A 26,393-nucleotide genomic window follows, 5' to 3' on the forward strand; every position below is an offset into this window, starting at 1 on the left:
AATAAGTAACACAACAAAAATTAATAAATTCAAAAAGCTAATATTATGAGTCAGATTAAGATTATTAATTAGTAATAGTTTCATATATGTCTTTCTTCATAGCTCTGTTAATTGTTACTAAAACACCAACTAAGCATAATATTGCCAATATTATATATACACCCTTCATTCCAAATACAAATATATCATCTCTTTCAGATAGATATGTTGTAATATGATAACCTATTTTATAACTCATAAGACTATATAAAATAGTAGTTCCTAAGGTTACCCCTATTACTTGTCCAAAATTTCTTACTAAAGAATTAACACTGCCAGCAATGCCAAGCTTGTTTTTTGGTGCTGCAGACATAATCAAATAATTATTAGATGGCTGGAAAAAACCATTTCCTATAGCCATGACTATTTGAAAGGCTATTACAATAAATACGCTTGAATTACAATTCCAAAAAGACATAAGTAAAAAACCTAAACCAGTAAAAATCAAACCTAAAACTGTAATTGAATTTGCACCAATTTTATCGGAGATTGCTCCACTTATAGGAGAGATTAGTGTAATAACTAACGGTGATATCATTAAAATTAATCCTGCTTCATAAGTATTAATTTTCAAAGTATATTGTAAATAAAATGGTACTATTATTCCTGAAGCACTTATGCAAACAAAAGATATGAATGCACAAAGTAAACTAACTGAAAATAATTTGTTTTTAAATATCTCAAGGTCTAACAAAGGATTTACTTTAATTTTTTGAAGCTTAATAAATATTACAAAACTTAATAAAGTTAAAATTAGTCCTCCTATAATTAATGGATTAAACAAACCTAAATTTTGTTCTCCAATAAGTGTACATATTAATGCTGTGCTGAAAATAAAGAATGTAATAGCTCCTGTAATATCTAGTTTCCCTTTTGTTTTATTATCTTGTGGTAGAAATTTCATACCTAATATCAATGCAGTAATACCAATAGGGACATTTACCCAAAATATATAATTCCAACTTAATGAGCCTAGTATTACACCACCTACTGCTGGCCCTAGCATTGTTCCAAGTGCTACCATGGAGGCTAATACACCTAATGCTTTTCCTCTTTCATTTTGATCAAAGATTTCTGTTATTATCCCTTGATTATTTGCCATAAAGGCTGCAGCTCCAATAGCTTGAATGACTCTAGAGATTATGAGGAAAATAATATTATTAAACATTCCACACATAAATGAGGCTGCTGTAAAGATTACAATCCCTATCTTAAAAATAGTGACTTTTCCAACTAAGTCACCTAGCTTTCCGAAGACCATTATTATTGCACAGATAATCGTTATATAGCTTAATACTACTAATTCAATAATAGACATACTAACTGAAAGAGATTTAGCCATTACAGGCAGTGCAATATTTACAATACTCATATCTAAACAAGCTACAAAAGACATTAGTACAATTACAAATAAAATTACTCTGTTATTTTTTTTCATTATTTATCAATCCTTTTTGTTTTATATAGCACTATATTGTTATTTTCAATTTAAATTGTTATATTTATAGTATCAGTTTTAGTTATATTTATCATGAATTATTTTGCTAAGTATTAGCATGATTTTGCTATTAATGGGGGTACATATGAAAGATTTATCAAATTATTATTATAAAGAAATGCCAAATGAAAACTTCTTTGTAGATATTTTTGAAAATTCTCATAATCAATTAGGTTCAACTTTTGAGAGGCATTGGCATGAACATCTTCAATTTTTTTATTTTACAAGTGGAGTGGCTATTTTGAATTGTAATAATACTAAAATAAAAGTACATACAGGAGATTTAGTAATAATAAATAGCAATGAACTTCATGACTGCATAAATCTATGTTGTAATCTTAAGTATTATATTATAAGAGTAGACTTATCATTTCTTTTTAGTAATCAAGTAGATAGTCTTCAAACTAAGTTCTTAATCCCGCTAGCACAAAACCTAATTTTATTTAAAAATTTAGTTAGAGAGGATAAGAATATAACAAATTGTATTGAAAAAATAATTGCTGAGTATTTTGAAAGAAATCTAGGATATGAGTTGGCTATAAAAGGATATTTTTACGATTTAATAGTTCATTTAATGAGAAATTATGTAGAAGAAATTTTAACTCAAAAACAGTTTGAGGAGAGAATAAATAATTTAAATCGATTTAATGACATAATTAAGTATATTGAAAATAATTATTGTGAAAAAATAAAATTAGAGGAGCTTGCTAAGATGGCTAACATGAGTACGTATCATTTTGCTAGATCTTTCAAACAAATTACAGGCAGGTCACCAATAGATTATATAAATAAATTAAAAATTGATAAAGCTTTTTCTCTTTTAAAGGAAGGTAATTTCAATGTGACTGAAGCTGCTTTGAATAGTGGCTTTAATGATGTTAATTACTTTAGTAGGTTATTTAAGAAGTATAATAATATCTCGCCAAGAGAAGCAAAAAAACTATCAAATAAAATATAAATTAAGAAAATATATATTTCTTGGTGCTGAAAATATATATGATTTTTTTAATCCTGCTAAATATGGTTTAGAACCAGAGGAGATAGCTACAGATTGTTGGAAGGGATTTCGTTGTGATTTTTCAATAAGAAATAACAATATATATTTAGATAATTTAAAAATAAATGGTAAAAGCGATGAATATCCTGATATTAATGGAGTTAAAGTTGGTAAAGTAAATTACGAAGGATATCATGTATATAAGAAACTAAATCTAAAATTAATTTATTCAGGTAAAGTAATAATAGGAACAGAACTAAAGAAAAGATTTATTGGAAGAGCTTTTTTAAATCCAGGAGATTATAAGAAGATAATTGAACTTTCATTTCAAAATGGAGAAATTATAGGAATAAAAGATATAACAGATACTTTTGAAGAAGGATTTTAATAAATTTATTATAGAATATAAACAAATCTCAAAGATAAAACATACCTTTGGGATTTTATGGGAAATAATAAATCTGTTTGCACTATAGGGGTAAAATATACCCTTTAGGGTTAATTTACATACTTGATTTTTATATCAATATTAGTAATAATATATCTACCAACTTTTCTTAAAGCAGCCATCTTTCTATTAACAGCAGTAGAGTAACACATATCTTTTAAATCAGAGTAAAGTTTAATAGTATTATTTTTAAAGAAAACAAAATCTATAAGTTCTTTTTTCTCTTCACTTAAATTATTAATAGTCAATTTTAAAGTTTCAAAATTGCATTTATCACAGAGTATTTCTTCTAAATTAGGATTATCAGAGGGTAATGTATGTTCTAAATTATCACATAAGGTAAGAGCTTCATATCCTTCAGCAGAGCTTCTATTTTTAGATCTTTTTATAAAATCATTTATATTATTTTTTATTACACTTACTTAATCAATTTGAGTAGGTGTTTTTTATTTATTAATATATTTGAAGATAATGTTAATATATGCGTAATAAATAGTATCTAGAGGTTTAAGATGAATAGTATAGAATATGATAGAAATGTATTGGGAATAAAAGCCATTCGAGTATCTTTAATTAATAGTAAATTATTATATGAGGTGAATTTTTATGGAATCAAATAAAGAAAATATAAATTTATATAATCAATTTTTAAAATATTCATATTCAGAACTTAAAGAATTATTTAATAAATCTAAAACTAAGGAAGAACAAGATTTTTATATGAGTATGGCTAAAGTAGATGATATTGAAAATAAACTTAGCGAATTAAATTGTTATAGTGAGATTAATAGAGATGAGATAGTTAAAATTATATTGTCGGTTATTTATAAAAAATATAGTAATAATGAAATGGGTATTGTAAAGGCAATTAAATGTACTGATACATTATTAATTCATACAAATCTATCTTATGAAGATGAATATTATGATTTATATGGATTAGATGATTCTTATTATTTAGCTCAAAATGGTACTTATGGTGATTTAGACGAAGTAGCAATTCAGTTTAAAGATGCTATTAGTAGGTATGAAAGTTATTGGAAAAAATTTAAAGAGTCAATTGATAAAATACTTGGATAGGTATAGTAGAATATAGTGTATTAATGAATAAATGATTTATTTTATAATGAGGATAGATCCAATATATACCTGAACTAACTAAAGTTCAGATTTATAAATTAAAGAAAATGAATTTAAGCATATTAGAGTTATTTATAATATGAAATATTTGGAACGAAAGTTGATGAATTAGATTTTTGGGAGATAAATAATGAACTTAATAAATTATTTAGATGTAGAAATAACAAGTCTTTGGAACGATTATGCAGAGAATAGAAATATTAGGTTAAAGAAAATTGCAAATAAAAAATTAAATAAATTAATTGAGTATTTAGAATCAAAGAGTAAAGAAGTTATCAAAAATAGTATAGTAAATAGGCTTTTAATGGATAAAAGAATAAAATATAGAATTTTTCTTGCCTTAAATTGAAATCAATAGTAAAATAATACAGGTAAAAATATAAAAATAGGGGGATAATAAAATGAAAAAATTAAAAACACTACTTTCAGCTTTACTTGTATTTTGTGGATTAGCACTTTTAAATCCAGTACAAGCTAATGCTGCATGGCAACAAAGTGATTCAGGATGGTGGTATACAGAAGGTAACTCTTGGTCAACTGGTTGGAGATTAATTGATGGAAATTGGTATTATTTTTATCCAAGTGGATATATGGCACAAGATTCTATAATAGATGGCTATTATGTTAATGAAAATGGAGCATGGACTACATTTCCAGAAGGAATCAGACAAGCAGAACAAAAAGTTAAACAATATTTAGAAAATAGTGGTGGATATGTTGCTGAACATATTGAATATGATCATACACAAGATAATAAATATGTAATACATTGTTATGATGTTGTTATTCAAGGAAATGGTTTTGGACATACAGCTACTTCAGGATGGTACTATGTAGATAAGACAAGTGGAGCTATTACTTCAATGTACTAAAAGAATAAAAAATTAAGCAATTAAGTTTAATCAGTTCTTTATAAGATAGTTCATAAGGATAAATATTTATTAAAATTACATATAATATGATAATTCAAAAACAAATTAGTTCAACTTAAAGTTTTAAGTTGGACTAATTTGCTTTTTAAAGAGAAAAAATATTAATAATTTTAGAGATTAGATTTTTTCATATAATATTAAAGTAAAATTAAATCTTAAAATAAATGGATAAAAAGAACTACATTGCCAGTAAAATCATAGGAGCTTATTCATAAGAAAACATTTAAAACCCATAATTTATTTACGATAGTATTAATAAGTCATGTTTGAAATTTATAGTAATGTATCGTATCAAACTAGACTTTAAATTTAACTAAAGATAAAAAAGGGGGGGGAGTTCTTTGAATTTTAAGAAAAAAATTAGTTTATTTGTTTGTGCGTTAATATTTGTATTTTTAATACCTGACATTAATGTATATGCAGCTAGCATTAAGGTTAACAGTTTAAATGTAAGTAAACAATCAGCTAAAGTAGGAGAAACTGTAGCTATAAATGCCTCTTCTACTGGAAGCCAAAATTTGCTTTATCAGTTTTCAATATACGATGGAGCCAAATGGTATGTACTTCAAAGTTATTCGAATAAAAGTACTACTACATGGAAACCGTATAGAGCATCAACATCTAAGATAAAGGTTGAAGTAAAAGACAAAAATTCTCAAAAAATTTATGATTCAAAAGAAATAAACTATGAAGTTTATAGTAATGTAAAGGTGCAAAATATCGTCACAGATAAAAAATCGCCTCAGGAAATAAATACAGAGATTAAACTTACAGCAAATACTAATTTATCTACAGGTGTACTATATAAATATTCAGTTTTTGATGGAAAGACATGGAGTGTGATTAAAGATTATAGTTATGATAAATCATATACATGGAAACCAACTGTTGCTGGAACTTATAAGGTAAGAGTTGATGTTAAGGAAGCAAATTCTTTAAGAAATCCAGATACTTTTTTAGAGACAAGCTTTACTATAAGCAATCCACCACAAGTACAACCATTATCAAAAAACAAAGTGGTAAACTATGTAAATACAAATTTGACTCTAAATGGATTTTCAAATAGTCAAATGAATCTTTTAACTAAACCTCAAACATGGAATAATGGAGTTTGGGTTGATGCCTCAAAAGATCAAGTAAACTATTATTTAAATCCAAATAATTTTATAAATGATAATGGAATAAATCAATTTTTAAAATTAAACTATATGGATGGAATTAAAGCACAAGATTTAAATGCAGTATTAGTAGGTAAAGGAGTTTTAGAAGGAAAAGGACAAGCTTTTTTAGATGCAGGAAAATTATATAATGTAAATCCAGTATATTTAGTGGCACATTCACTTTTAGAGACTGGAAATGGAACTTCAAAATTAGCTACAGGTATTTCTTTAAATTCCATACATGAAACATTTGGAGATGTAAACTCTAAAGTGATTTCTTTAAGCAAAGAGTTTAAAGTATATAATGTTTATGGTTATGGAGCTTATGATTCTAATCCCGATCTTTGGGGTTCGGAAAAAGCTTATAGTGAACAGTGGTTCAGTGTAGAACAAGCTATTATTGGAGGAGCTAAATATATATCTAAAGGATATATAAATAATTCATCTTATAATCAAAATACATTATATAAGATGCGATGGGATATGAACACCTTATCTAAAACACCGAATGCACAATATGCTCATCAATATGCTACAGATATAGGGTGGGCTTATAAACAATCACAAATAATGAAAAATATTATAGGTAAAATGAGTAATTCTACTTTTTACTATGAAATACCTAAATTTAACCAATAATTTTCTTTAATATTTGGCTATGTTTTAAGTGAACGTTTATATTATAGTATAAAGCTCATGGACAGGGGAATTTTTTAAGAACTCTAAAAATAAAGCTTAGTCCAATTAATGCATGCTCCCAATCGAAGATTGCTGACAAGCAATTAATTGTACAAAGCTTCATTAAGAGTTCTAAAAAGTAAATTCCAATGCCAGTTCGCCCTTATACTATAATATCAACACTGTTTTAAAACATAGCGTAATATTTATATATTTTGTTAGATTATCTTTTAAGTGAAAGCTGATATTATAGTATAAATAGAATTCTTATCATCAGATAAAGCTTGTCTTCTACTAAGGGTTAGAAGGCGTTAAATATAATATTAATGTCATTAACCAATTTTCGTTTATATTAAATTCTCTAGTTAGAAGTTGTTATATATACTATTAAGTTTTTATAAAAAGCTCAATGTTTGGATTAAATCCATAGATTGAGCTTTTTTTCTTATGTATGATTTTTGTATTAAAGTGTTTTAAAAGACATTCAAAATAATTTTCAATAAAATTTATTTTTATTGAAAATTATTTTTATTGAAACAAAACTTGGAATTTAAGTATCATTATTAGTGTAAGGAGTGTGAAATGTGCAAGAAATGGATATAGAGAAATTAATTACTGACATATATAACAATACTTATGATGATGTATTGAGATATGTAGTATCAAAATGTAGAAGTAGCAATGATATAGCAGATATAATGCAAAATATATATTTAAATTTTTATAAAGCTTTAAAAAATAAAAAAGAAATAAAAGAACCTAAAAAATACTTGATTAGAATTGCAAGAAATGAAGTATATAAGCAATATGGAGTATTAAAAATAGTACAAGATCATATTCCGGTATTTTCAGTAAATGATGAGAAACAATTTAAAAATATTCAAGAAGATTTGAATATTGAATCTAACTATGAGGAAGAAGCGCTATGTAAGGAAATATGGAGTTATATAAAGAAGAAGGACATACTTACTTTTAAGATATTTGTTTTATATTTTCAAAGTGATTTAAAAATAAAAGATATAAGTAAGAGTCTTAATATAAGTGAGTCTACTGTTAAAAATAGATTGTATCGGACAATGAATAAGATAAGTGAAGAATTTGAAATATAGGAGGGTGTATTTTGAATAAAGAGGATATAGTTAAAAAAGCAATTCGTAAGGGATTAGAATCTAAAGAAGAAATATTACAGAATATTCTAAGTGTAATAAGAGATGAAGAAGAAATAGAAAATAAAAAAATTGATTTAGAAATATTAGTGCTAGAATTGATTCAAAGAAAAGATATGTATGGATATGGGATAAGTAAGGAATTAGGAATTAAGTCTAAAGGGGCACTTCTAATGCAAGAAGGTGAAATATATCCAATTCTGCATTGTTTAGAAGGAAAAGCTTTATTAGAATCTTATTGGCTCTATGAAAGTGATGAAATAGATAAAAAATATTATAGGTTAACTAGAAAAGGAAGAGAATATTTAAAATTTAAATCTCAAAATAATAAAAACATTAAAATGTTAGAAAATATGGGGAGATTACAAAAGATAACATAAGTATATTTAAAAATGGCTATGTTTTAAGTGAGTGTTAATATTGTAGTATAAACAGAATTCTTATCATCAGATAAAGCTTGTCTTTGGCTGATGGTTAGAAGTCGTTATCCAGGAACGTGTATCTGTTATGAAATTACAGATACTAGCTATCGGATAAAGCTCATGGACAGAGGAATTTACTTTAAGAACTCTAAAATAAAGCTTAGTCCAATTAATGCATGTTCCCAATCAAAGATTGCTGACAAGCAATTAATTGTAAGATTAAAAGGAAACTCGACTCATATACATTCGCTGAGTAAGTTTAAGTGACAAAATATAAAATTTTGACTTTCACTTAAGAGTTCTAAAAAGCAAATTCCAATGCCATTTCGCCCTTATACTAGAATATCAACACTGTTTTAAAATATAGCCTTAAAAATAAATAATTTGGTGAGGTGATGGGAAGATGACTATAAAAGATAGTAATGAAATAAAAGAATATATTAATGATGTGTGCTCCCAAGTGAAGAATAAGAGGGTTCATAATGAAATAAAAGATGAATTAAGTGCACATTTAGAGGAAAAGGCAAATGAATATATAAAATCAGGAGAAAAAGAAGAAAATGCTTTGAAAAAAGCAATTAATGAAATGGGATCATCTAAACATGTAGGAAGTGAACTTAATAAGTTACATAAGTCTAAGCCAGAATGGAGCGTAATAGCTTTAAGTGTAGGACTTATACTATTAAGTACAGTAATAATAAATATTTTTGAAAAAAATTTTGGAGTAAGCAATAATCATATATCAAAGAATACTATTATGTTTAATATTTTAAGTATAATTATATTATCATTAGCTTGCTTTATAGATTATAGAAAGATTAAAAAATGTTCAAAATATATTTATGTTGTTGGTTTATTTGCTTTAGTTTATACTGGATTTTCAGGAATTCCAGCTTATAATGGAGTAAAACAATGGATACAAATAGGGGGATTGACTATAAACATTGGATATTTTGCACCAATAATAATTATAATTGCTTTAGCTGGAATATATGATAAGTATGATTGGGCTGATAAAAGAAAAACTATAATAGGCTTATTCCTAGGATTATTACCATTAATATTACTTGTTAGAACAAATTCATTATTTAGTTTTATTATTTATGGAATTTCATTAATTGTATTGTTATATTCATTTAAAGTAAGTAAAAAGATATTAGGATTATTTGCTAGTGTTGAAGCATTACTTATAATTTTAAGTAGGATAGGTTTTGAAACTAATTTAAATTTTATGGATATAAGCAATAATATCAATGGATATGGAGATATTAACAATAAACTTAATATAATTAGAGATTCATCAGTATTAATTGGAAGAGCTAATAATTTTGATATAAATATTATTCCAGATTTTTATACAGATTATATACTTTCATATATAATATATAATTTTGGTTGGATAGTTGGTGTTATTGTTATTACTTTAATTGGAGTACTAATAATAAGAATGATTAAAGTAGCAATCTCTGTAAAAAATACTTATGCTAAATCATTAGTTTTTGGAGTTGTATCTATAATAATAATTCAATTTATTGGCAATATATTAATGACTTTTGGAGTAACTATAAGTGCATCTGCTCTAATGCCATTACCTTTTGTAAGTTATGGAGGAACAGCTACTATTATAAATATGTTTATAGTTGGAATTATAATTAATGTATACAAAGGAAAAAGTATATCTAAAATTGAAAATATATAAGCTTCAATAAAGTTTGCTCATTAATATAAATCTTAAAATATTTATAAACAATATTACTGATTACTATAGTGAGTAACTTATATAGAAAATTTATGATATATATGCTTCTAACTAGATATTATTAAGTAAAGATATAATTTTCTATAAAAATTCTATAAAAAGACTATATACGTAATAACTTAATTAGAGTATATATATTATTAGGTTAAAAATTGGAATAAAAGATAGAGAAAGTAGTAGAGAACGATAAAAAGGGTTTCTACTACTTTTGTTTTTTTAGAATTAAAGTGTTTAAATAAGGAATAATAAAAAATAAATGAAAGAATTTAAAGACAGTTTTTCACGAAAGTATAATATTTTATATTATATATGTTGTAATAATAATTATTCAATAAATAAAATAACTGTATAATCATTTGTTGAAGATTTAAATTTGCAAAATATATACTTAATTTGGGGGAGGAAATAATTATGGAATTAGAAACTAATTCTTCAAATATAACTTCACAATTAATTTTAATACTTATTTTAACACTTTTAAATGCATTTTTTTCATCAGCAGAAATGGCTATTGTATCTTTAAATAAAAACAAAATAAAAATTTTAGCAGAAGAGGGGGATAAAAAAGCACAATTGTTAGAAAAACTTATGGAAGAGCCAACTAAATTTTTATCTACCATACAAGTAGGAATAACTTTTGCAGGTTTTTTCTCAAGTGCATCTGCTGCTATTGGATTATCTGAGAGTTTTGCTTTATTTTTATCTAAATATAATATTCCTTATGCAAAAAAAATATCATTAATAGTTATAACAATCGTATTATCATATGTAACACTCGTATTTGGTGAGTTATATCCTAAAAGAATTGCTTTGCAAAAATCAGAACAAATTGCAATGTTTTCTGTTAGACCTATAATTTATGTTTCTAAATTGACTTTACCATTCATTAAATTATTATCTATTTCAACTAATATATTAATTAAATTAACAGGTATGGACATAGAAAATTTAGAAGAGAAAGTATCAAAAGAAGAAATAAAATCTTTAGTAGAAGTTGGTCAAGAACATGGGGTTATAAATGAAACAGAGAAAGAAATGATAAACAGTATATTTGAATTTGATGATAAGCTAGCAGAAAAGGTAATGACACCAAGAACTGAGGTATATTTAATCAATATAAATACGCCTTTAAATGAATATTTAGATGAATTATTAGAAGAAAAATATTCAAGAATACCTGTTTATGAAGATGATATTGATAATGTTATAGGGGTACTATATATGAAGGATTTTATAATTGAAGCTCGTAAAGATGGATTTGAAAATGTTGATATAAGAAAGATATTACATTTACCATATTTTGTACCTGAAACAAAAAATATTGATCAATTGTTTAAAGAACTTAAAAATTCTAAAAAGCATATGGCAATATTAATAGATGAATATGGAGGTTTTTCAGGAATAGTTACAATAGAAGATCTTATAGAAGAAGTTATGGGAGATATTGATGATGAATATGATGATGATGAACCATATATAAACAAAATAGATAGTAATACATTTATAGTTAATGGATTACTTTCAATAGATGACTTAAATAATAATCTTGATTTAAATTTAGTTTCAGATGATTGCGATACTATAAGTGGATTTTTAATTAATTATATAGGAAGAATTCCAAAAGATTCAGAAGAAAAGATTATTGAATATGAAAATATAATATTTAAGATCGAAGAAGTTAAAGAAAAAAGAATAGAAAAGATAAAGATATGTATACAAAGAGAAGAATAAATTCTTTAAATTATGTCAATATAATTTTGACACATCGTTTGTTAACTGAATAATAATTCATTTAGTTAACAAAAGTATGTGTTTGTTACTTAAAAAATTGTTATATTAATTAGAATAGTTTAAGCTTTTACATTTAAAAATAATAAAAAAATTTTATTTGAATAAACTGGAATTATTGAGTTATAAAGGAATGTAGGCTAAAATTTATAAAGAGGGGTATATTAATTTTAATTAAAAAGATTTGGTCATTATTTTAGTTAAAATAAACCTTATTTAAAAGATAGGTTATGTTTTAAAACAATGCTGATATTGTAGTAAAAAGCTCATGGACAGAGGAATTTACTTTAAGAATTCTAAAAAGTAAATTCTAATGCCAGTTCGCCTTTATACTAAAATATAAACATTCACTTAAAACATAGCTAAAAGATAAAATTTATATTCAAAAATAATTACTATCATTATTATAAAAGAATAATAGTGCGGGGGTAACATTAAATGTTTAAAGAAAACACATATAATTATATATTAGATAAATCTCATAACAGATGTATTAAATATGGCGTAGAAAGAAATATTCCTCATCCTTTAAGAATACTTAAAAATAAAGAATTTGATATATTAATAGAAGAAAATTGTGAATTAATAAAAATAGCAAGACCCTTTATGGAAATACTTTATGATTTTTTGAGAGAATCAGGGTTTTCATTATATCTTACTGACAAAGATGGAGTTGTTCTGACTATTATAGGTGATGAAGATATAATAAAGGATCAGACTAAGGTTGGAATTATAGAAGGAACAGATATGAGTGAAAAAAGTGCAGGTACTAATGGAATAGGAACTGCTCTTTATGAAGATTCTTCAATTCAAATTTTAGGAGAAGAACATTTTATAAAAGTTTTTCATATTTGGACATGTTCTTCAGCTGTTATTCATAGTGAAAAAGGAGATATAATTGGATGTCTTAATTTAACAGGAAGACGTCAATTAGCTCATCCTCATACTTTAGGGCTTGTAGTAGCAGCAGTAAAATCTATTGAAAATCATTTAAAGGTTGAAAAAACTCAAAAAGAGCTATTTAAAGCACATCAATATCTAAATAAGGTTATGAATTCTTTAAACTTAGGAATTTTTGCAGTAGATACTGAAGGATTAGTGACGGCTATAAATAATAGTGCATGTGATATGTTACATATAAAAGAAGAGGATGTTTTAAATAAAAATGTAGATACGGTTTTAGATAATTGGGAAGATATATTTAGTCAACTTAAGAATGGAGAAGTATATGAAAATATAGAAATTATATATTCAGACAAAAAGAAAAGATTTAATTTAAATGTATATCCAATAAAAGATAAAAACAGAAATATAACTGGTATGGTGTGCATATTTAAGGATATGAAAAATGTATATAACTTAGTTAATAAGTATACAGGAAGAACAGCTAAATATACTTTTGATGATATAGTTGGGAAAAGCGATAATATTTTAAAATTAAAAGAACAGGTGAAAAGTATATCTAATAGTCCTTCTACAGTACTTATTCAAGGGGAGAGTGGAACAGGAAAAGAGCTTATTGCTCAGTCTATTCATAATAATAGTGATAGAAAAAACAATAGTTTTGTGGCAATAAATTGTGGAGCAATACCTAAAAGTTTAATAGAAAGTGAGCTATTTGGATATGAAGAAGGAGCTTTCACTGGTGCAAAAAGAGGGGGATGTGCAGGAAAGTTTGAACTTGCTAATGGTGGGACATTATTTTTAGATGAAATAGGTGAAATGCCATTAGACATGCAAATAAATCTTTTAAGGGTATTACAAGAAGGTAATATTACTAGAATAGGAGGCAATAAGTGCATTAATGTAAATGTAAGGATTATTGCTGCGACTAATAAAAATTTAAAGGAAGAAGTGGAAAAAGGGACTTTCAGAGAAGATTTATATTATAGATTAAGTGTAATTCCAATAAACGTACCACCATTAAGAGAACGGAGTGGAGATATAGAACTTCTTATAAAACACTTTTTACAAGTTAAAGCTGTTAAGTTAGGAAAGCATATTCCTAAAATAGAAAAAATCATATATCAAAATCTTTTAAATTATGCTTGGCCAGGAAACATTAGAGAATTAGAAAATTGTATTGAGAATATTGTAAATATGAATGGAAATACTTCTTTTAATTTTGAAAATAAATTATTAGTAAGAGAAAAAAACAATAATAATGATATAGATTTAAAGTATGATATGTGTTCACTAGAAGAATTGGAAAGAAGAGCAATAAAAGCTTGTTTAAATAATTGTGATGGAAATGTCACTAAGTCTTGCAAAATACTGGGAATAAATAGAAGCACATTATATGCAAAAATAAAGAAATATAATATTAAGTTTAGATAAAATCTATTTATGTTTATTAAAATTATAAATAGACAAGCTTTAATATAAAACTATTTTAAATGCTATGCTTTAATTTCTATGTCCATGAGCTTTAATACTATAATATCAACATTCGCTTAAAACATAGTTATTTTAAAATATACTTAATAAATATATTACTTTAATTATGTATAAAAACACAACAGTGTTGCAAAATACAACAATATTTCATAAAAAGTGTTGTATTTTACAACATTTTTAATTTTTAAATTAGAAAATTATATTATGTATTTAGATTATTTTTATTAAAACAAATGACATAATATGTAGTATTATAAGAAATATTTAGAATAAATAAAACTTAAAAGAATAGATTTGGCATAAGAATTGCTTAAATATAGTATTGTAAAGCCTAAAATAAAATTTAAGAATGTTTCTATAATCATAAAAGACATTTTTAAAAATTTTAGGAATAATGAATAAATTAATATATATTAGGGGGAGTTTACTATGAAAGGTTTTGCTATGTTAAGCATTAATAAAGTAGGATGGATTGAAAAAGATAAACCAGTTGCAGGACCATACGATGCAATTGTACGTCCATTAGCTGTTTCACCATGTACATCAGATATTCATACTGTTTTTGAAGGTGCACTTGGAAATAGGCAAAATATGATTTTAGGACATGAAGCTGTAGGAGAAATTGTTGAAATCGGAAGTGAGGTTAAAGAATTTAAAGTTGGAGATAGAGTTATAGTTCCTTGTACAACTCCAGATTGGAGATCTCTAGAAGTTCAAGCTGGTTTTCAACAACATTCAAATGGTATGCTTGCTGGATGGAAATTTTCAAACTTTAAAGATGGAGTTTTTGCAGAATATTTTCATGTAAATGATGCAGATATGAACTTAGCACTTTTACCAAAAGAAATACCTTTAGAAAGTGCTGTTATGATAACAGATATGATGACTACTGGTTTTCATGGAGCTGAATTAGCTGATATACAAATGGGTTCTAGCGTTGTAGTAATAGGAATTGGTGCAGTTGGATTAATGGCAATAGCGGGTGCTAAATTACGTGGAGCAGGTAGAATTATTGGTGTAGGAAGTAGACCAGTTTGTGTGGAAGCTGCTAAATTTTATGGAGCAAGTGATATTGTAAATTACAAAAATGGTGATATAGTTAAACAAATTATGAATTTAACCAATGGAAAAGGTGTAGATCGTGTTATTATGGCAGGCGGTGGTCCAGAAACACTAGCTCAAGCAATTTCTATGCTTAAACCTGGTGGGGTTGTTTCAAATGTTAACTATCATGGAAGTGGAGATACTTTACCAGTACCACGTGTTGAGTGGGGCTGTGGAATGGCTCATAAGACTATAAGAGGAGGTCTTTGTCCAGGAGGACGTCTTAGAGCAGAAATGTTAAGGGATTTAGTAATATATAATCGTGTTGATTTAAGTAAATTAGTTACACATGTATATAATGGTTTTGAACATATAGAAGATGCACTATTATTAATGAAGGATAAGCCAAAGGATTTTATCAAAGCAGTAGTTATATTATAAAATATAGCATTTAAAATTAGGTAGAAATATTTTATTTCTGCTTAATTTTAACAAACATATTGTGAAGGAAAGTATTAAAAAGTAAGACAAAATAACTGTATTAAGTTTAAAAAACTAAGAGAATTTTTGTAGGCAAATTTACTAAATAATATTATTAGAGTATTACTGAAAATTTTGATTTTCAGTGATACTTTTTTCTTTAGGAAATTGATAATTTAGTTCAATTTATGTATAACTTAAAAAATAAGTTATGTTAACAAATAATTATTTAGATTTTAATGAGTTTATATAATATAAAAAATAAATCAGAAAATTCTTAAAAAAGTATTGAAATCAATTACAAAATATTATATAATAAAATCAAGATAAAGAGTTAAGTAATTTATCTTAGTGGACTGACACTTAAATCCGGCAGAAGAGCATATCGTAAAAAAGGTATGTAGTTGGTGACGGGCAACGGAAAAATCCCGGAAGCAATGTACGATGTATGGCGTACCCAGTTGGCGGACAACTTAAAAATCAGTTACTAAGAAAGAGCAAACATTTTCAATGTTTGCTCTTTTACTTGTATATTAAGTATAGGCATGTACTAACTGATTAAAATAGATAATTAAATTTTATTTAGTGGATAGCAATAAGGAAAATCTGTAAAACATTAAAAGAGAGTTAATTATAAAAAATTGAATTAAAAAAGGAGATGCACTTTAAAGTACATCTCCTTTTCAGTATTATTTAAGAAGTTATTTAATAGATCCTTGCACAATTCCAGCAATAATTTGTTTTTGAACAAAGAAGTAAAATAATATTATTGGAATTACAGCTAGGATTAATGCAGCCATTGCTAATTCCCATTGCTTTGAGAAAGCTCCAAAGAAGTTATTCATAGCAAGAGGGATTGTATTTATTTTACCATTAACTGTAAGGAAAGGAAGTAGGAAATCATTCCATATCCATATTCCATTTAATACAGATACTGTAACTGTAGTTGGTTTTAATAATGGAAGTACTACTTTTGTATAAACCTTCCATTTGCTACAACCATCAATAATTGCAGCTTCTTCAATTTCTTTAGGAATACCTTTTATAACACCATGATATAAGAAAATACTCATACTAGATCCAAATCCAATATACATAAATATAAGACCATAATGAGTTCCAAGCATACTAAAATTAATAGAATCAATGCTTAACATCCCCATCCATTTTACTAATGGTAGCATTACAGCTTGAAAAGGAACAACCATAGCAGCAACAAAAAGATAAAATATAACACTACTAATTTTTGAATTATTACGAACAAGTGCCCAAGATGCCATAGAAGAAAATAGCACTATTAATGCTACACTAACAACACTAATTATCACAGAATTTATAAATGCACTTCCCATGTTTATTCTTGATACTGCATCTGCATAGTTACTAAAATTCCAAACTGATGGCAATCCAGTGGTATTAGTAAAAATTTCTCTTCTTGTTTTGAATGAATTTATAAACATTAAATAGAAAGGAGCTAAATAAAGTATTAATAGCAACCATGTAAGGATTTCTAAGAAACCTAAATTTTTACTATATCCACTTAGAGTTGTTAATTTTCTAGATTTTTTAGAACTAACATTAGTAGTTATTTTACTATTTTTAACAACATTTGTTTCCATTAAACTTCTACCTCCTTTTTCTTATTAAAGTAAACTTGAGTTAAAGAAAATGCGGTTACAAATATAAAGAATATAATAGCTTTCGCTTGTCCTATACCCATATTGTTTGAGGTAAAGGCTTCTCTATAGATATTTAGAGCTAACATTTCAGTATTCTTTAATGGTGTTAATGAAAAGTTTAAATCAAACATCTTAAATGAGTTTGCTAATGTTAAGAATAAACATACTGTAATAGCAGGTCTTACCATTGGAATAGTGATATGTTTAAATGCTTGAAATCCACTAGCACCATCAATATGACTAGCTTCTAGTAAATCAGTAGGAACATTTTCAAGTGCAGCAACGTAGATAACCATTATATATCCAGCATATTGCCATGAAGCAACAATAAGCATTGCTATCATTGCAGTAGTGGTATTTTGAAGCAATGAAGTAGATAGAATATTTGAACCTATACGTGCTCCAATTGATGTAAATACAGAGTTAAATAAAAATTGCCATATAAATCCTAAAATTAAACCACCAATTAAGTTTGGCATAAAGAAACCAGTTCTTAAAAAATTCTTAGTTTTTAAATTTCTAGTAACAATATAAGCTAAACCAAAACCTATTAAGTTAATACTGATTACACTTGCAATAGTATAAAAAATTGTTATTTTAAAAGAATAAAGGAACTGAGTATCTTTTAAAATTGCTAAATAATTTTGTAATCCAACAAATTTATATTCTGGATTAGCACCGTTCCAGTTTGTGAAAGTGTAGTAGATTCCAGATATAAAAGGAATAAAGACTACCATGATAAGAGAAAATAGGCAAGGTGCTATGAAAAGCCAAAAATCTCTTTGTTCTTTACGTTTTTTACTCATATTTTCACTCCTTTGTAATAGAAATTATTGCAAATTTATAGTGTGATTCATACTGCATATTTTGCTGTATGTATTAGGCACATGAAATAAAATAATAGAAGAGCGTACTAGTCTATTATTTTTTTTGAATGTACCTTATAAGGTAATAAACATCCATAAGGAGAATAGCCTCCTCATGGATTTAATTTTAAAAGTTATTGTTTAGCAGTAGCATCTTGTAATTCTTGAAGCATTTGAGTTTTATCAATTTCTCCCTTAGCAAATTTAGAGAATACAGGACCAACTTTTTGTAATGTGAATCCATCTGGAAGATTTGTGAATGCCCAAGGAAGAGTCTTTCCAGCTTTGTTATATTCAACAATATTTTTAGCTAATTCGTCTTCAGGTTCAACTGTAAAGTTAGTAAATGCAGGAATCATATTCATATCTTTAACTATAGATTCTTGACCAGCTTGACTAGTTACCATCCAATTTAAGAATTCTTTAGCTTCTTTATTAACAGATGAATCTTTATTAACAGCCCAATACATAGGAACACCAACAGGAATACTTCCACTTACTTTAGTATCATTGTTAATAGCTAATGGAACAAAACCTTTAGGAAAATCTGCTTTCATGTCAGCTAAATCTTTACTAGTCCAGTTACCTTGATGTAAGAAAGCAGTTTTATGTGATGCTCCAAAGTTACCAACTTGAGCAGGATAATCTATTGTATCTAGAGTAGGACCACCGCCATATTTAACAAGTAATTCAACTAAATTCATCCAGTCTTTAAATGCTTGATTATTGACTAAATCAGCCTTTCCATCAACATAATCTTTAACAAATTGACTTGGATTTTCTTGAGCAGCTAAAGGTATATTAAATGTATGATTACCAGTAACCCAAGTTTCTTTAGTTGTATAAGAAACAACATTATCAATTCCTAATTCAGCTTTCTTAGAATCTAATTTTTCAAATGCTGCTTTAAGTTTATCAAAAGTATCTATAGAAGCAGGATCTATTCCAGCTTTATCTAAGATATCTTTATTGTACATTAAACCATAACCTTCAGTTGCAGCTGGCATTCCATAAACTTTGCCATCAAATGAAACTGAATCTAATGTTCCATGAACTGCATCTTTTACCCAAGGTTCATTAGTTAATTCATCTATTTTATGTTCCCAAACTTTATAATCACCAGCACCTTGTATCATAAAGATATCAGGTTCAGTACCTTTTGCAAATTCAGCTTTTAAAGCTGCACCATAGTCAGCTCCTCCACCTACAGAAGTAATGTCAACTTTTACACCAGTTTCTTCTTCATATTTCTTAGCTAATTTTTGAAGTGCATCATTGATTTCAACTTTTAGTTGGAATACCTTAATTGTTTTGCCACCTTCAGATTTTGCAGTAGCCTTATTACCAGATGATGAACATCCTGCAACAGTCCCTAGTAGAAGTGAAGCTGTTAATACTGCAGATAAAGTCTTTTTCATTTTAAGTTTCATTGTTACCCCTCCCACAAAATGTTTGATAAATGTAATAATATCCGGAAACGATTCCGAAAAATGTAGTAATAAAAAGATACATTAACTAAAAATACATACAAAATTGAAATATATAGTAGAAATAACATATATTTAATCAATGTATCCGTTTACTTCGGTCCTTTAAAAAAATTGCTTATATAAAATATAAGAATAAAATTTATCGGAAACGGTTCCTAAAATTAATATATACTTGTCCAATTAATGAAATCAAGTTAATATCAATTTGTTACTATACTGGAATTATAGCACCATATATTTCAAATTTCAAGTATTAAATAACAATTATTTCAAAAAAATTGAAATATATGCTTAATTAAAGGTATACATTACTTAATATTGAAAAAATATCCTATAAATGTTAATATTATTTTGGAAACGATTCTAATTAATATATATTTTGATGTTAATGTGAAATTAAGATATATTTGAAAGGATTATTTTATGATAAAAAAAGTGATTTTTAAGAGTAACATTATCAAAAAGAATGAAAAAAATAAACTAAAATGCTTAAAAAAATTAAAAGATTTAAGTGTGAAAATAAAATTGAGAGTGTCTTATGCTATATTATGCATACTTATAATAGTATTAGGAGTAGCTTCTATTACTGGAATTGGAATAGTAAATAAAAATGCTAATAATATGTATAATATTAGTTTTCAATCAATAAAAACTTTAGAGAGTATAAATTCTAATATTAAAGAAGCAGACTCTTACCTTGTTAATATATTTATGAGTTCTGATAATGGAAATATAAATATATATTCTAATAAAATCAAAATATTATCTCAACAAACTAAAGCTTTAATTAATGATTATGAAAAAGTAAAAATAACTAAAGAAGAAAAAAATAAATATGATCAATTGAAAGAAGCACTAAAAGCGTTTGATGAATATACAGATAAAGTTCTTAATTTGATTAATAATAGTAATATAGAAGAAGCTAATAAAATATATAATAAATCAATGATAAGAGTTAAAAATAGTATATCTGATCTTTTGAAAACTAATATTAATTTTTCTGAAGCTAATGCAGAAAAAAACAACGTAAATAATAATAATGTTTTTAATAATGTTTTAGTGTTAACTATTGGAATAACTGTTATTAGTATAGTAGGAGCAATGATATTAGTTATTTTAATAAGTAGGAGTATACTAAAACCATTAAAAAAAATAGAAGGTCTAGCTGAAAGAATTTCAAAATATGATGTTTCTAAAAATATAGACATAGATAGTAAAGATGAATTTGGAAAGACTGCAACATTATTAAATAAATCACAAGAAAATATAAGAGATCTTATAACTATAATAATGGGAGAAACATCTAATATAAGTGCATTAAGTGAAGAATTGTCTGCAACAGTTCAAGAGGTGACTTCAAAGGTAGAAACAGTTGATTTATCTACGCAAGAAATCAATGGAAGAATGAAAGAAAGCATAACAACTTATGAACAAATTGCTACTTCTATACAAGATGTAAATACTAATATGGAGAATTTATCTAAGAAAGCTATTGATGGAAATAATAATGCTAATCAAATTGAAGAAAGAGCATTAATGATAGAAAAACATAGTGAAGAAACAATGGAAGAAATATCTTCAATATATGGAAGAAAGGAAAAAGATATTATAAAAGCAATTGAAGATGTTAAGGTAGTAAATGAAGTAAGAAAAATGGCAGATGCAATATCAAATATAGCAAGTCAAACGAATCTTTTGGCATTAAATGCGACTATTGAAGCAGCACATGCAGGGGAAGCAGGAAAAGGATTTAGCGTTGTTGCAAATGAAGTTAAACGACTTGCAGAGGAATCATCAAATACAGTAGAAATTATTAAGAAGACTATAAACAAAGTAGAGGAGGCAGTTAATAATCTTTCACGTCATAGTAATGAGATTCTAAAATTTATAATAGAAGATGTTAATAGAAATTTAGAAAAATATTCTTCTATTGGACAAAAGTATAGTCAAGATGGAAAATTTATTAGCAATATGTCTCAAGAACTAGCATTAATGTCAGAGCAAGTTGAAAAAACTATAGTGGAGGTAAATAAAGCTATGATGAATGTAGGAAGTGATAGTGAAAAATCAGCTGAAAGTGTAGACTTGATTCAAAGAGGATTACATGATACAACTTTAGCAATGAAACAAGTTCTATCTACATCAGAAGATCAAGCTAATATAGCTTTTAAAATTAATGAATTAGTAAGGAACTTTGAAGTTTAAAATGAAATTAGTTAAATATATACTTTAAATAAAAAGTGTCACTGCTAAAGTTGACACTTTTTTATGTACAATAATTCATATTGAAAGATATTAAGGCTTTTGTACTTATAAAAAGAGGATTATGTTAAAAGTATATCTCTTATATAATAAGGTATAATATTATCAATTAATTTAAATAAAAAAATTATTAAATATAAAAAGATTGCTTTTAAAGTAACCAGTGTAATACATAGTTTTAATTTATCTATGAGTATGAAAATGAAATGTTGATAGGGAGATATAAGATGAATTTTAGAAAAATAAAGATATTCTATGAAACAGCAACAGAATTAAATATGACAAAAGTAGCAAAAAAATTATATATAAGCCAACCATCTATAAGTCAAGCAATACATGAAATAGAGGAAGAATTAGAGATTAGATTATTTGATAGAATAGGGAAAAAACTATATTTAACATATGAAGGAGAAATATATTTAAATTATTCTAGAAGAATACTTAATCTTTATGAAGAATCAATAAGAGCTATAAGTGACATAAATACTAATGAAAAAGGTAAGATTAAAATTGGAGCAAGTACAACAATAGGAATATACATATTGCCTGATATAATAAAAGGTTTTCTTAAAGATCATAGTGAAATTGAAATCTCTCTTAGTATAGATAATACAGCTAATATAGAAAAAATGATACTTCAAAATAAAATTGATTTTGCTTATATTGAAGGTACAACTAGTTTAGATGAGATAGTTCAATCTAAAGTATGGAAGGATGAGCTTATATTTATATCTAGCTTAAATCATTCTTGGGCGTTAAAAAAAATTTTAAGTAAGAAAGACATAATAAAAGAAAAACTTATAATGAGAGAAAAAGGAAGTGGTACACGAGAAATAATAAAATCATATTTAAAAAAAAATAATATAGATTATAGAATTTTTATGGAGCTTGGGAATACTGAAGCTATCAAAAAAAGTGTAGAAGCTAATTTAGGGGTTAGTTGTTTATCGTTTAGAAGTGTAGAAGAAAAAATAAATAATGGGTGTTTAAAGGGATATAGATTAAAAGAGGGAAAGATAACTAGAGATTTAAGTTTAATCTATCATAGGGATAAATTTTTAACTAAAAGCATGAAAAATTTCATAAACTATTCATTAAAATATAAGAGAATGTAAAAGGATTTGTGTAAATTGAATATTTCAATATATTGTGGGACTGTCGTACTAAATAATTAGTGCTTAACCTCTTTTGCATATAAAAACAAATCTAAAACTCATTTGAGTTTTATGATAAAATATTTTTATGCTAATAAAAAACATTTTACAAAAAGATTATACCTTGGCCAGAAGTTGTATTAATCCACGGATGTTGGAAAAGAAAAAATGGTGTTAGTATAAAGCAATTGGCACATTAAGATACACTAAGTAAAGTAATATTTAGTTAAGAAAGAATGTGTATGCTATTAAAAAATAGAAGATGATGTTTAAAATAGAAATATATGAAAATAGATCTATATAAACAAGAAATAAGTTTAGCAGAGCTAAGTAGGTAATATGGCATTGCAAAATCAACAATCAACGGCTGGCTTAGAAAGTATGCTTTAAGGATGAATTTATTAAACTATTAGATAAAAATTTAGAGCATGTTTCTCATGAAATTATAAATGATACTATTTATATATGTGTTTTCTACTTGTAAGGCATGTAAAGGATATTAATGTGGGGATTATTCAAATAAAGTTCACTCTAAATATAAAAGAATATTTCAAGATTTACTTATGCAAAATAAAAAGGTTGAAATAATTTTAAATAATAAAAAATGTTTTTGTTATAATACAAAGTGTTCTCAAAGAACTTTTGTAGAAATATTTTCTTGTTTTACAGAAGGTTGTAAGATTTTCATTAAATGAAAGCTTGATTTTATCTAGCTTTAGGATTATATGAGTACAAAAATGGAAACGTATAATATTAAAAAAATCATCCAGAAGGGAGCGTGGCGCAGCCGCTTTTTTATTTTTAATTTAAATGAAAGAAGATAACTTATTTAGAGGAACAATATATACAATTAAGAACTGTATCAATTTCGTATAGTGGTGCTGCAGTTATCTTAGGTAGAAAAATAATAAAAAAATTTGGAGATATAAGTCACAATTAATGGTAAAAAATAGTGATTAGGGTTGAAAATATTCTTTGTAAGGCAATAGATTGTAAATAAAGGGTAATTTATACAAAATTCTACTTAACTTAAGCTTTATTCTAAAATTATATTTACATTTAAATCAAAAAAATGGTAAAATATTAAATGAAAGGAAGCGATTATATGAAAAAGAAAAGAATACTATCATTTATTATGTCTCTTGCTTTATTAGGGACAAGCAATTTATTATTTGCTAGTAATAGTGCAAGTGCAACAGAAGTAAAGGAGGCAAAATCTATATCAGATTATTGTAGTGTGATGAAGTCAAATGACAGTAACACATATACTGTAATACACAATACGCCTTTAATGACTGGTGAAGGTGGAACAGGTTATAAAATTCGTACTGTTTATAAACGAGACACTGTTAAATTAATTTATGGTATCCAAGGAAGTACTGGAGCTGATGGAAAAACATGGGTTAAGGTATCGTATAAAGGTGCTACTGGATGGATATGTTATGATGCTATAGTATAATTGTATAATATATGCTCAAGAATAAGCTAAAGAACATAATTCAACACATAATTTATTTTATGAAATCAAACTATATGTGTGTTTAATATAGTAGATAATTTTGTATAAAAACAAAATTATCTACTGTTTTTGTTTTATATAATAAATTAGTGAGTTTGGATTAATATACTATAATAGTACACTTTTAATTAGCTTTAGCTTAATAGATATTATTACTTTAGATTTTTCTAAATCTTTTTTGATAAATTTATATCTAATATTAAAGTGATATGAAATATTAGAATATAATTTTCAATAGATACAATTTATTATTGTAATGTATTTATTTCTGTCCTTTTTATTTTTAGAAAAGAGTCTTTTATTAGCTAATCTATAGACTGTTATTTGTATAAAATTATAATAATTAATTAAAATACTTATTATGATTCCAAGCTCATTTTTAAATACAATTTTATTAAATAACTAAATTAATTTGTAAATATATAGTTAAAACTATTCAGATATATTATAGCAAGCGGATTTTAAACATTAACTTTCATAAAATGTAAAACAAAATTTAGATAGTGTTAATTTATTTTTAAATAATAGAATTTTTTAAACCATTTTCGCCCAGATTCAAATATGCTATAAATTCTTATTTTTTATCATATAAATTTTTAATTACTCCAATAAGTATGTTCTTTTTATCTTTACCACAAGAAATTCCTAATGTTTATTATGAAGCAATAAAATATTGAAATACAGAAATAATGTATCTTTATATATTTAATATTCATGCTCAAGTAGACTTTAAATTAAAACTATTACTTTTAAAATGTTTAAACATTTCTTCAATTTGAAATCTTTTTTATATTATCTTATACAAAAGATTGATCTAAATTATATAGTTCTTTTAATATAGAGAATAATTGCTGCATTTTAGCTTCATATAATAAATCTGAAACTTGATTATCATAAACATTAGCTGTTGTTAAATCAAAACTAAAGAAATTATAATATTAGTAACTGTGTTGCAATACAATGTAATTTATAACCTTTATAGTAACCTAGGAGAATACCATTTCTGGATTCAGCTTCGCTATCATATTTTGAACTTCTTAAAGCAGTGCGATTTATTGCACATACTCTAGTTCCTAGATTGATAAGTTCAATAAACATAGCATAAATACCCCAATATATATGTTTTTCTAAGCATTTAGCTCTTAATGAAAAAGTAGAATAGTCTGGCATTTGCTCAAGTTGAATTAAAGCTTGAAATACATAGTATTGTTTTATACGATATTCAAGTGCTCTTAAACTAAAAATACTATTTTTAACACCGTATAGTATGCAAGTAATTATCTGTTCATATGAATACTTGCGTGATCAGTCTTTAGTATTTTGAGTATTTGAGTTTAATCTAGTAAATTCAATTTTAACAGCTTCAAAAATTTTATAATAATTATTTTTGCTTTTAATATTTAATGATATAGTCATATTCGAGTCATTCCTTATGTGATGTATTGGTGTTTTTAGCGAAATAATTATATCACAAA

General features: G+C 25.7%; 21 protein-coding genes and 1 pseudogene. 15 read left to right on the plus strand and 7 right to left on the minus strand.

The features are described from left to right. Positions 1–64: 64 nt before the first annotated feature. A complete protein-coding gene (locus ACYUET_RS09690) occupies positions 65–1,477 on the minus strand; it encodes an MFS transporter (protein ID WP_460279151.1) in 1,413 nt (470 codons plus the stop codon). Positions 1,478–1,622: 145 nt separating this feature from the next. Between ACYUET_RS09690 and ACYUET_RS09695 the strand changes: the two genes are divergently transcribed. Further along, positions 1,623–2,495, plus strand: coding sequence for an AraC family transcriptional regulator (locus tag ACYUET_RS09695; RefSeq protein ID WP_460279152.1), 873 nt, complete (start codon positions 1,623–1,625; stop codon positions 2,493–2,495). Further along, the gene (locus ACYUET_RS09700) at positions 2,413–2,922 is read left to right on the plus strand and encodes a hypothetical protein (protein WP_460279154.1); all 510 of its coding nucleotides are present in this window, start codon (positions 2,413–2,415) and stop codon (positions 2,920–2,922) included. The genes ACYUET_RS09695 and ACYUET_RS09700 overlap by 83 nt, the downstream gene beginning before the upstream one ends. 110 nt (positions 2,923–3,032) lie before the next feature. Here the strand turns inward: ACYUET_RS09700 and ACYUET_RS09705 are convergent, their stop codons facing one another. Continuing rightward, positions 3,033–3,230 (minus strand): hypothetical protein, encoded by a 198-nt coding sequence (locus ACYUET_RS09705; RefSeq protein ID WP_460279156.1) that lies wholly within the window; start codon positions 3,228–3,230, stop codon positions 3,033–3,035. Between the two features lie 358 nt (positions 3,231–3,588). On the opposite strand from ACYUET_RS09705, the gene ACYUET_RS09710 reads away from it, so the two are divergent. The 10 genes from ACYUET_RS09710 (at position 3,589) to ACYUET_RS09755 (ending at position 15,909) form a co-directional block, all read left to right on the plus strand. Next, on the plus strand, positions 3,589–4,062 hold the full coding sequence (locus ACYUET_RS09710) for a hypothetical protein (RefSeq protein ID WP_460279485.1): 474 nt from the start codon (positions 3,589–3,591) through the stop codon (positions 4,060–4,062). Between the two features lie 190 nt (positions 4,063–4,252). Continuing rightward, a complete protein-coding gene (locus tag ACYUET_RS09715) occupies positions 4,253–4,471 on the plus strand; it encodes a hypothetical protein (RefSeq protein WP_460279158.1) in 219 nt (72 codons plus the stop codon). A 52-nt stretch (positions 4,472–4,523) separates the two neighbouring features. Further along, positions 4,524–4,994: a hypothetical protein gene (locus ACYUET_RS09720; protein ID WP_460279159.1), complete on the plus strand. Its 471-nt coding sequence runs from the start codon at positions 4,524–4,526 to the stop codon at positions 4,992–4,994. Between the two features lie 401 nt (positions 4,995–5,395). Beyond that, on the plus strand, positions 5,396–6,853 hold the full coding sequence (locus ACYUET_RS09725; RefSeq protein ID WP_460279161.1) for an N-acetylglucosaminidase: 1,458 nt from the start codon (positions 5,396–5,398) through the stop codon (positions 6,851–6,853). A 632-nt stretch (positions 6,854–7,485) separates the two neighbouring features. Continuing rightward, on the plus strand, positions 7,486–8,001 hold the full coding sequence (locus ACYUET_RS09730; protein WP_460279478.1) for an RNA polymerase sigma factor: 516 nt from the start codon (positions 7,486–7,488) through the stop codon (positions 7,999–8,001). Positions 8,002–8,012: 11 nt separating this feature from the next. Continuing rightward, on the plus strand, positions 8,013–8,438 hold the full coding sequence (locus tag ACYUET_RS09735; RefSeq protein ID WP_460279162.1) for a PadR family transcriptional regulator: 426 nt from the start codon (positions 8,013–8,015) through the stop codon (positions 8,436–8,438). Between the two features lie 445 nt (positions 8,439–8,883). Further along, positions 8,884–10,179, plus strand: coding sequence for an FtsW/RodA/SpoVE family cell cycle protein (locus ACYUET_RS09740; RefSeq protein WP_460279163.1), 1,296 nt, complete (start codon positions 8,884–8,886; stop codon positions 10,177–10,179). A gap of 471 nt (positions 10,180–10,650) precedes the next feature. After that, positions 10,651–11,970, plus strand: coding sequence for a hemolysin family protein (locus tag ACYUET_RS09745; protein WP_460279165.1), 1,320 nt, complete (start codon positions 10,651–10,653; stop codon positions 11,968–11,970). Positions 11,971–12,465: 495 nt separating this feature from the next. Then, positions 12,466–14,364 (plus strand): sigma-54-dependent Fis family transcriptional regulator, encoded by a 1,899-nt coding sequence (locus tag ACYUET_RS09750; protein WP_460279167.1) that lies wholly within the window; start codon positions 12,466–12,468, stop codon positions 14,362–14,364. A gap of 489 nt (positions 14,365–14,853) precedes the next feature. Further along, positions 14,854–15,909: an NAD(P)-dependent alcohol dehydrogenase gene (locus ACYUET_RS09755; protein ID WP_460279169.1), complete on the plus strand. Its 1,056-nt coding sequence runs from the start codon at positions 14,854–14,856 to the stop codon at positions 15,907–15,909. A gap of 740 nt (positions 15,910–16,649) precedes the next feature. Here the strand turns inward: ACYUET_RS09755 and ACYUET_RS09760 are convergent. From ACYUET_RS09760 to ACYUET_RS09770, 3 genes are all read right to left on the minus strand, one after another. After that, positions 16,650–17,567, minus strand: coding sequence for a carbohydrate ABC transporter permease (locus ACYUET_RS09760; RefSeq protein WP_460279170.1), 918 nt, complete (start codon positions 17,565–17,567; stop codon positions 16,650–16,652). Then, a complete protein-coding gene (locus tag ACYUET_RS09765) occupies positions 17,567–18,433 on the minus strand; it encodes a carbohydrate ABC transporter permease (RefSeq protein ID WP_460279171.1) in 867 nt (288 codons plus the stop codon). The genes ACYUET_RS09760 and ACYUET_RS09765 overlap by 1 nt, the downstream gene beginning before the upstream one ends. A gap of 194 nt (positions 18,434–18,627) precedes the next feature. Further along, the gene (locus ACYUET_RS09770) at positions 18,628–19,923 is read right to left on the minus strand and encodes an ABC transporter substrate-binding protein (protein ID WP_460279172.1); all 1,296 of its coding nucleotides are present in this window, start codon (positions 19,921–19,923) and stop codon (positions 18,628–18,630) included. Positions 19,924–20,406: 483 nt separating this feature from the next. On the opposite strand from ACYUET_RS09770, the gene ACYUET_RS09775 reads away from it, so the two are divergent. From ACYUET_RS09775 to ACYUET_RS09785, 3 genes are all read left to right on the plus strand, one after another. Continuing rightward, on the plus strand, positions 20,407–22,188 hold the full coding sequence (locus ACYUET_RS09775) for a methyl-accepting chemotaxis protein (RefSeq protein ID WP_460279174.1): 1,782 nt from the start codon (positions 20,407–20,409) through the stop codon (positions 22,186–22,188). Positions 22,189–22,472: 284 nt separating this feature from the next. Then, positions 22,473–23,360: a LysR substrate-binding domain-containing protein gene (locus ACYUET_RS09780; RefSeq protein ID WP_460279176.1), complete on the plus strand. Its 888-nt coding sequence runs from the start codon at positions 22,473–22,475 to the stop codon at positions 23,358–23,360. A 1,144-nt stretch (positions 23,361–24,504) separates the two neighbouring features. Then, entirely contained in the window at positions 24,505–24,858 is a 354-nt protein-coding gene (locus ACYUET_RS09785; protein ID WP_460279177.1) for a hypothetical protein, read from the plus strand. A 990-nt stretch (positions 24,859–25,848) separates the two neighbouring features. Here ACYUET_RS09785 and ACYUET_RS09790 read toward each other — a convergent pair. Continuing rightward, positions 25,849–26,016, minus strand: coding sequence for a hypothetical protein (locus ACYUET_RS09790; RefSeq protein ID WP_460279178.1), 168 nt, complete (start codon positions 26,014–26,016; stop codon positions 25,849–25,851). A gap of 84 nt (positions 26,017–26,100) precedes the next feature. Beyond that, positions 26,101–26,199, minus strand: a pseudogene (locus ACYUET_RS09795) (transposase); the annotation flags it as partial. Between the last annotated feature and the right edge of the window lie 194 nt (positions 26,200–26,393).

This window comes from Clostridium sp. CTA-5, from assembly GCF_054768135.1.

What these genes read in the sequence shown, in the direction of transcription:
- ACYUET_RS09695 (WP_460279152.1), top strand. Translation starts at nt 1,623, where the DNA reads ATGAAAGATTTATCAAATTATTATTATAAAGAAATGCCAAATGAAAAC.
- ACYUET_RS09760 (WP_460279170.1), bottom strand. Translation starts at nt 17,567, where the DNA reads ATGGAAACAAATGTTGTTAAAAATAGTAAAATAACTACTAATGTTAGT.
- ACYUET_RS09740 (WP_460279163.1), top strand. Translation starts at nt 8,884, where the DNA reads ATGACTATAAAAGATAGTAATGAAATAAAAGAATATATTAATGATGTG.
- ACYUET_RS09765 (WP_460279171.1), bottom strand. Translation starts at nt 18,433, where the DNA reads ATGAGTAAAAAACGTAAAGAACAAAGAGATTTTTGGCTTTTCATAGCA.
- ACYUET_RS09790 (WP_460279178.1), bottom strand. Translation starts at nt 26,016, where the DNA reads ATGTTTATTGAACTTATCAATCTAGGAACTAGAGTATGTGCAATAAAT.
- ACYUET_RS09745 (WP_460279165.1), top strand. Translation starts at nt 10,651, where the DNA reads ATGGAATTAGAAACTAATTCTTCAAATATAACTTCACAATTAATTTTA.
- ACYUET_RS09690 (WP_460279151.1), bottom strand. Translation starts at nt 1,477, where the DNA reads ATGAAAAAAAATAACAGAGTAATTTTATTTGTAATTGTACTAATGTCT.
- ACYUET_RS09755 (WP_460279169.1), top strand. Translation starts at nt 14,854, where the DNA reads ATGAAAGGTTTTGCTATGTTAAGCATTAATAAAGTAGGATGGATTGAA.
- ACYUET_RS09770 (WP_460279172.1), bottom strand. Translation starts at nt 19,923, where the DNA reads ATGAAACTTAAAATGAAAAAGACTTTATCTGCAGTATTAACAGCTTCA.
- ACYUET_RS09775 (WP_460279174.1), top strand. Translation starts at nt 20,407, where the DNA reads ATGATAAAAAAAGTGATTTTTAAGAGTAACATTATCAAAAAGAATGAA.
- ACYUET_RS09715 (WP_460279158.1), top strand. Translation starts at nt 4,253, where the DNA reads ATGAACTTAATAAATTATTTAGATGTAGAAATAACAAGTCTTTGGAAC.
- ACYUET_RS09700 (WP_460279154.1), top strand. Translation starts at nt 2,413, where the DNA reads ATGTTAATTACTTTAGTAGGTTATTTAAGAAGTATAATAATATCTCGC.
- ACYUET_RS09750 (WP_460279167.1), top strand. Translation starts at nt 12,466, where the DNA reads ATGTTTAAAGAAAACACATATAATTATATATTAGATAAATCTCATAAC.
- ACYUET_RS09720 (WP_460279159.1), top strand. Translation starts at nt 4,524, where the DNA reads ATGAAAAAATTAAAAACACTACTTTCAGCTTTACTTGTATTTTGTGGA.
- ACYUET_RS09730 (WP_460279478.1), top strand. Translation starts at nt 7,486, where the DNA reads ATGGATATAGAGAAATTAATTACTGACATATATAACAATACTTATGAT.
- ACYUET_RS09710 (WP_460279485.1), top strand. Translation starts at nt 3,589, where the DNA reads ATGGAATCAAATAAAGAAAATATAAATTTATATAATCAATTTTTAAAA.
- ACYUET_RS09785 (WP_460279177.1), top strand. Translation starts at nt 24,505, where the DNA reads ATGAAAAAGAAAAGAATACTATCATTTATTATGTCTCTTGCTTTATTA.
- ACYUET_RS09780 (WP_460279176.1), top strand. Translation starts at nt 22,473, where the DNA reads ATGAATTTTAGAAAAATAAAGATATTCTATGAAACAGCAACAGAATTA.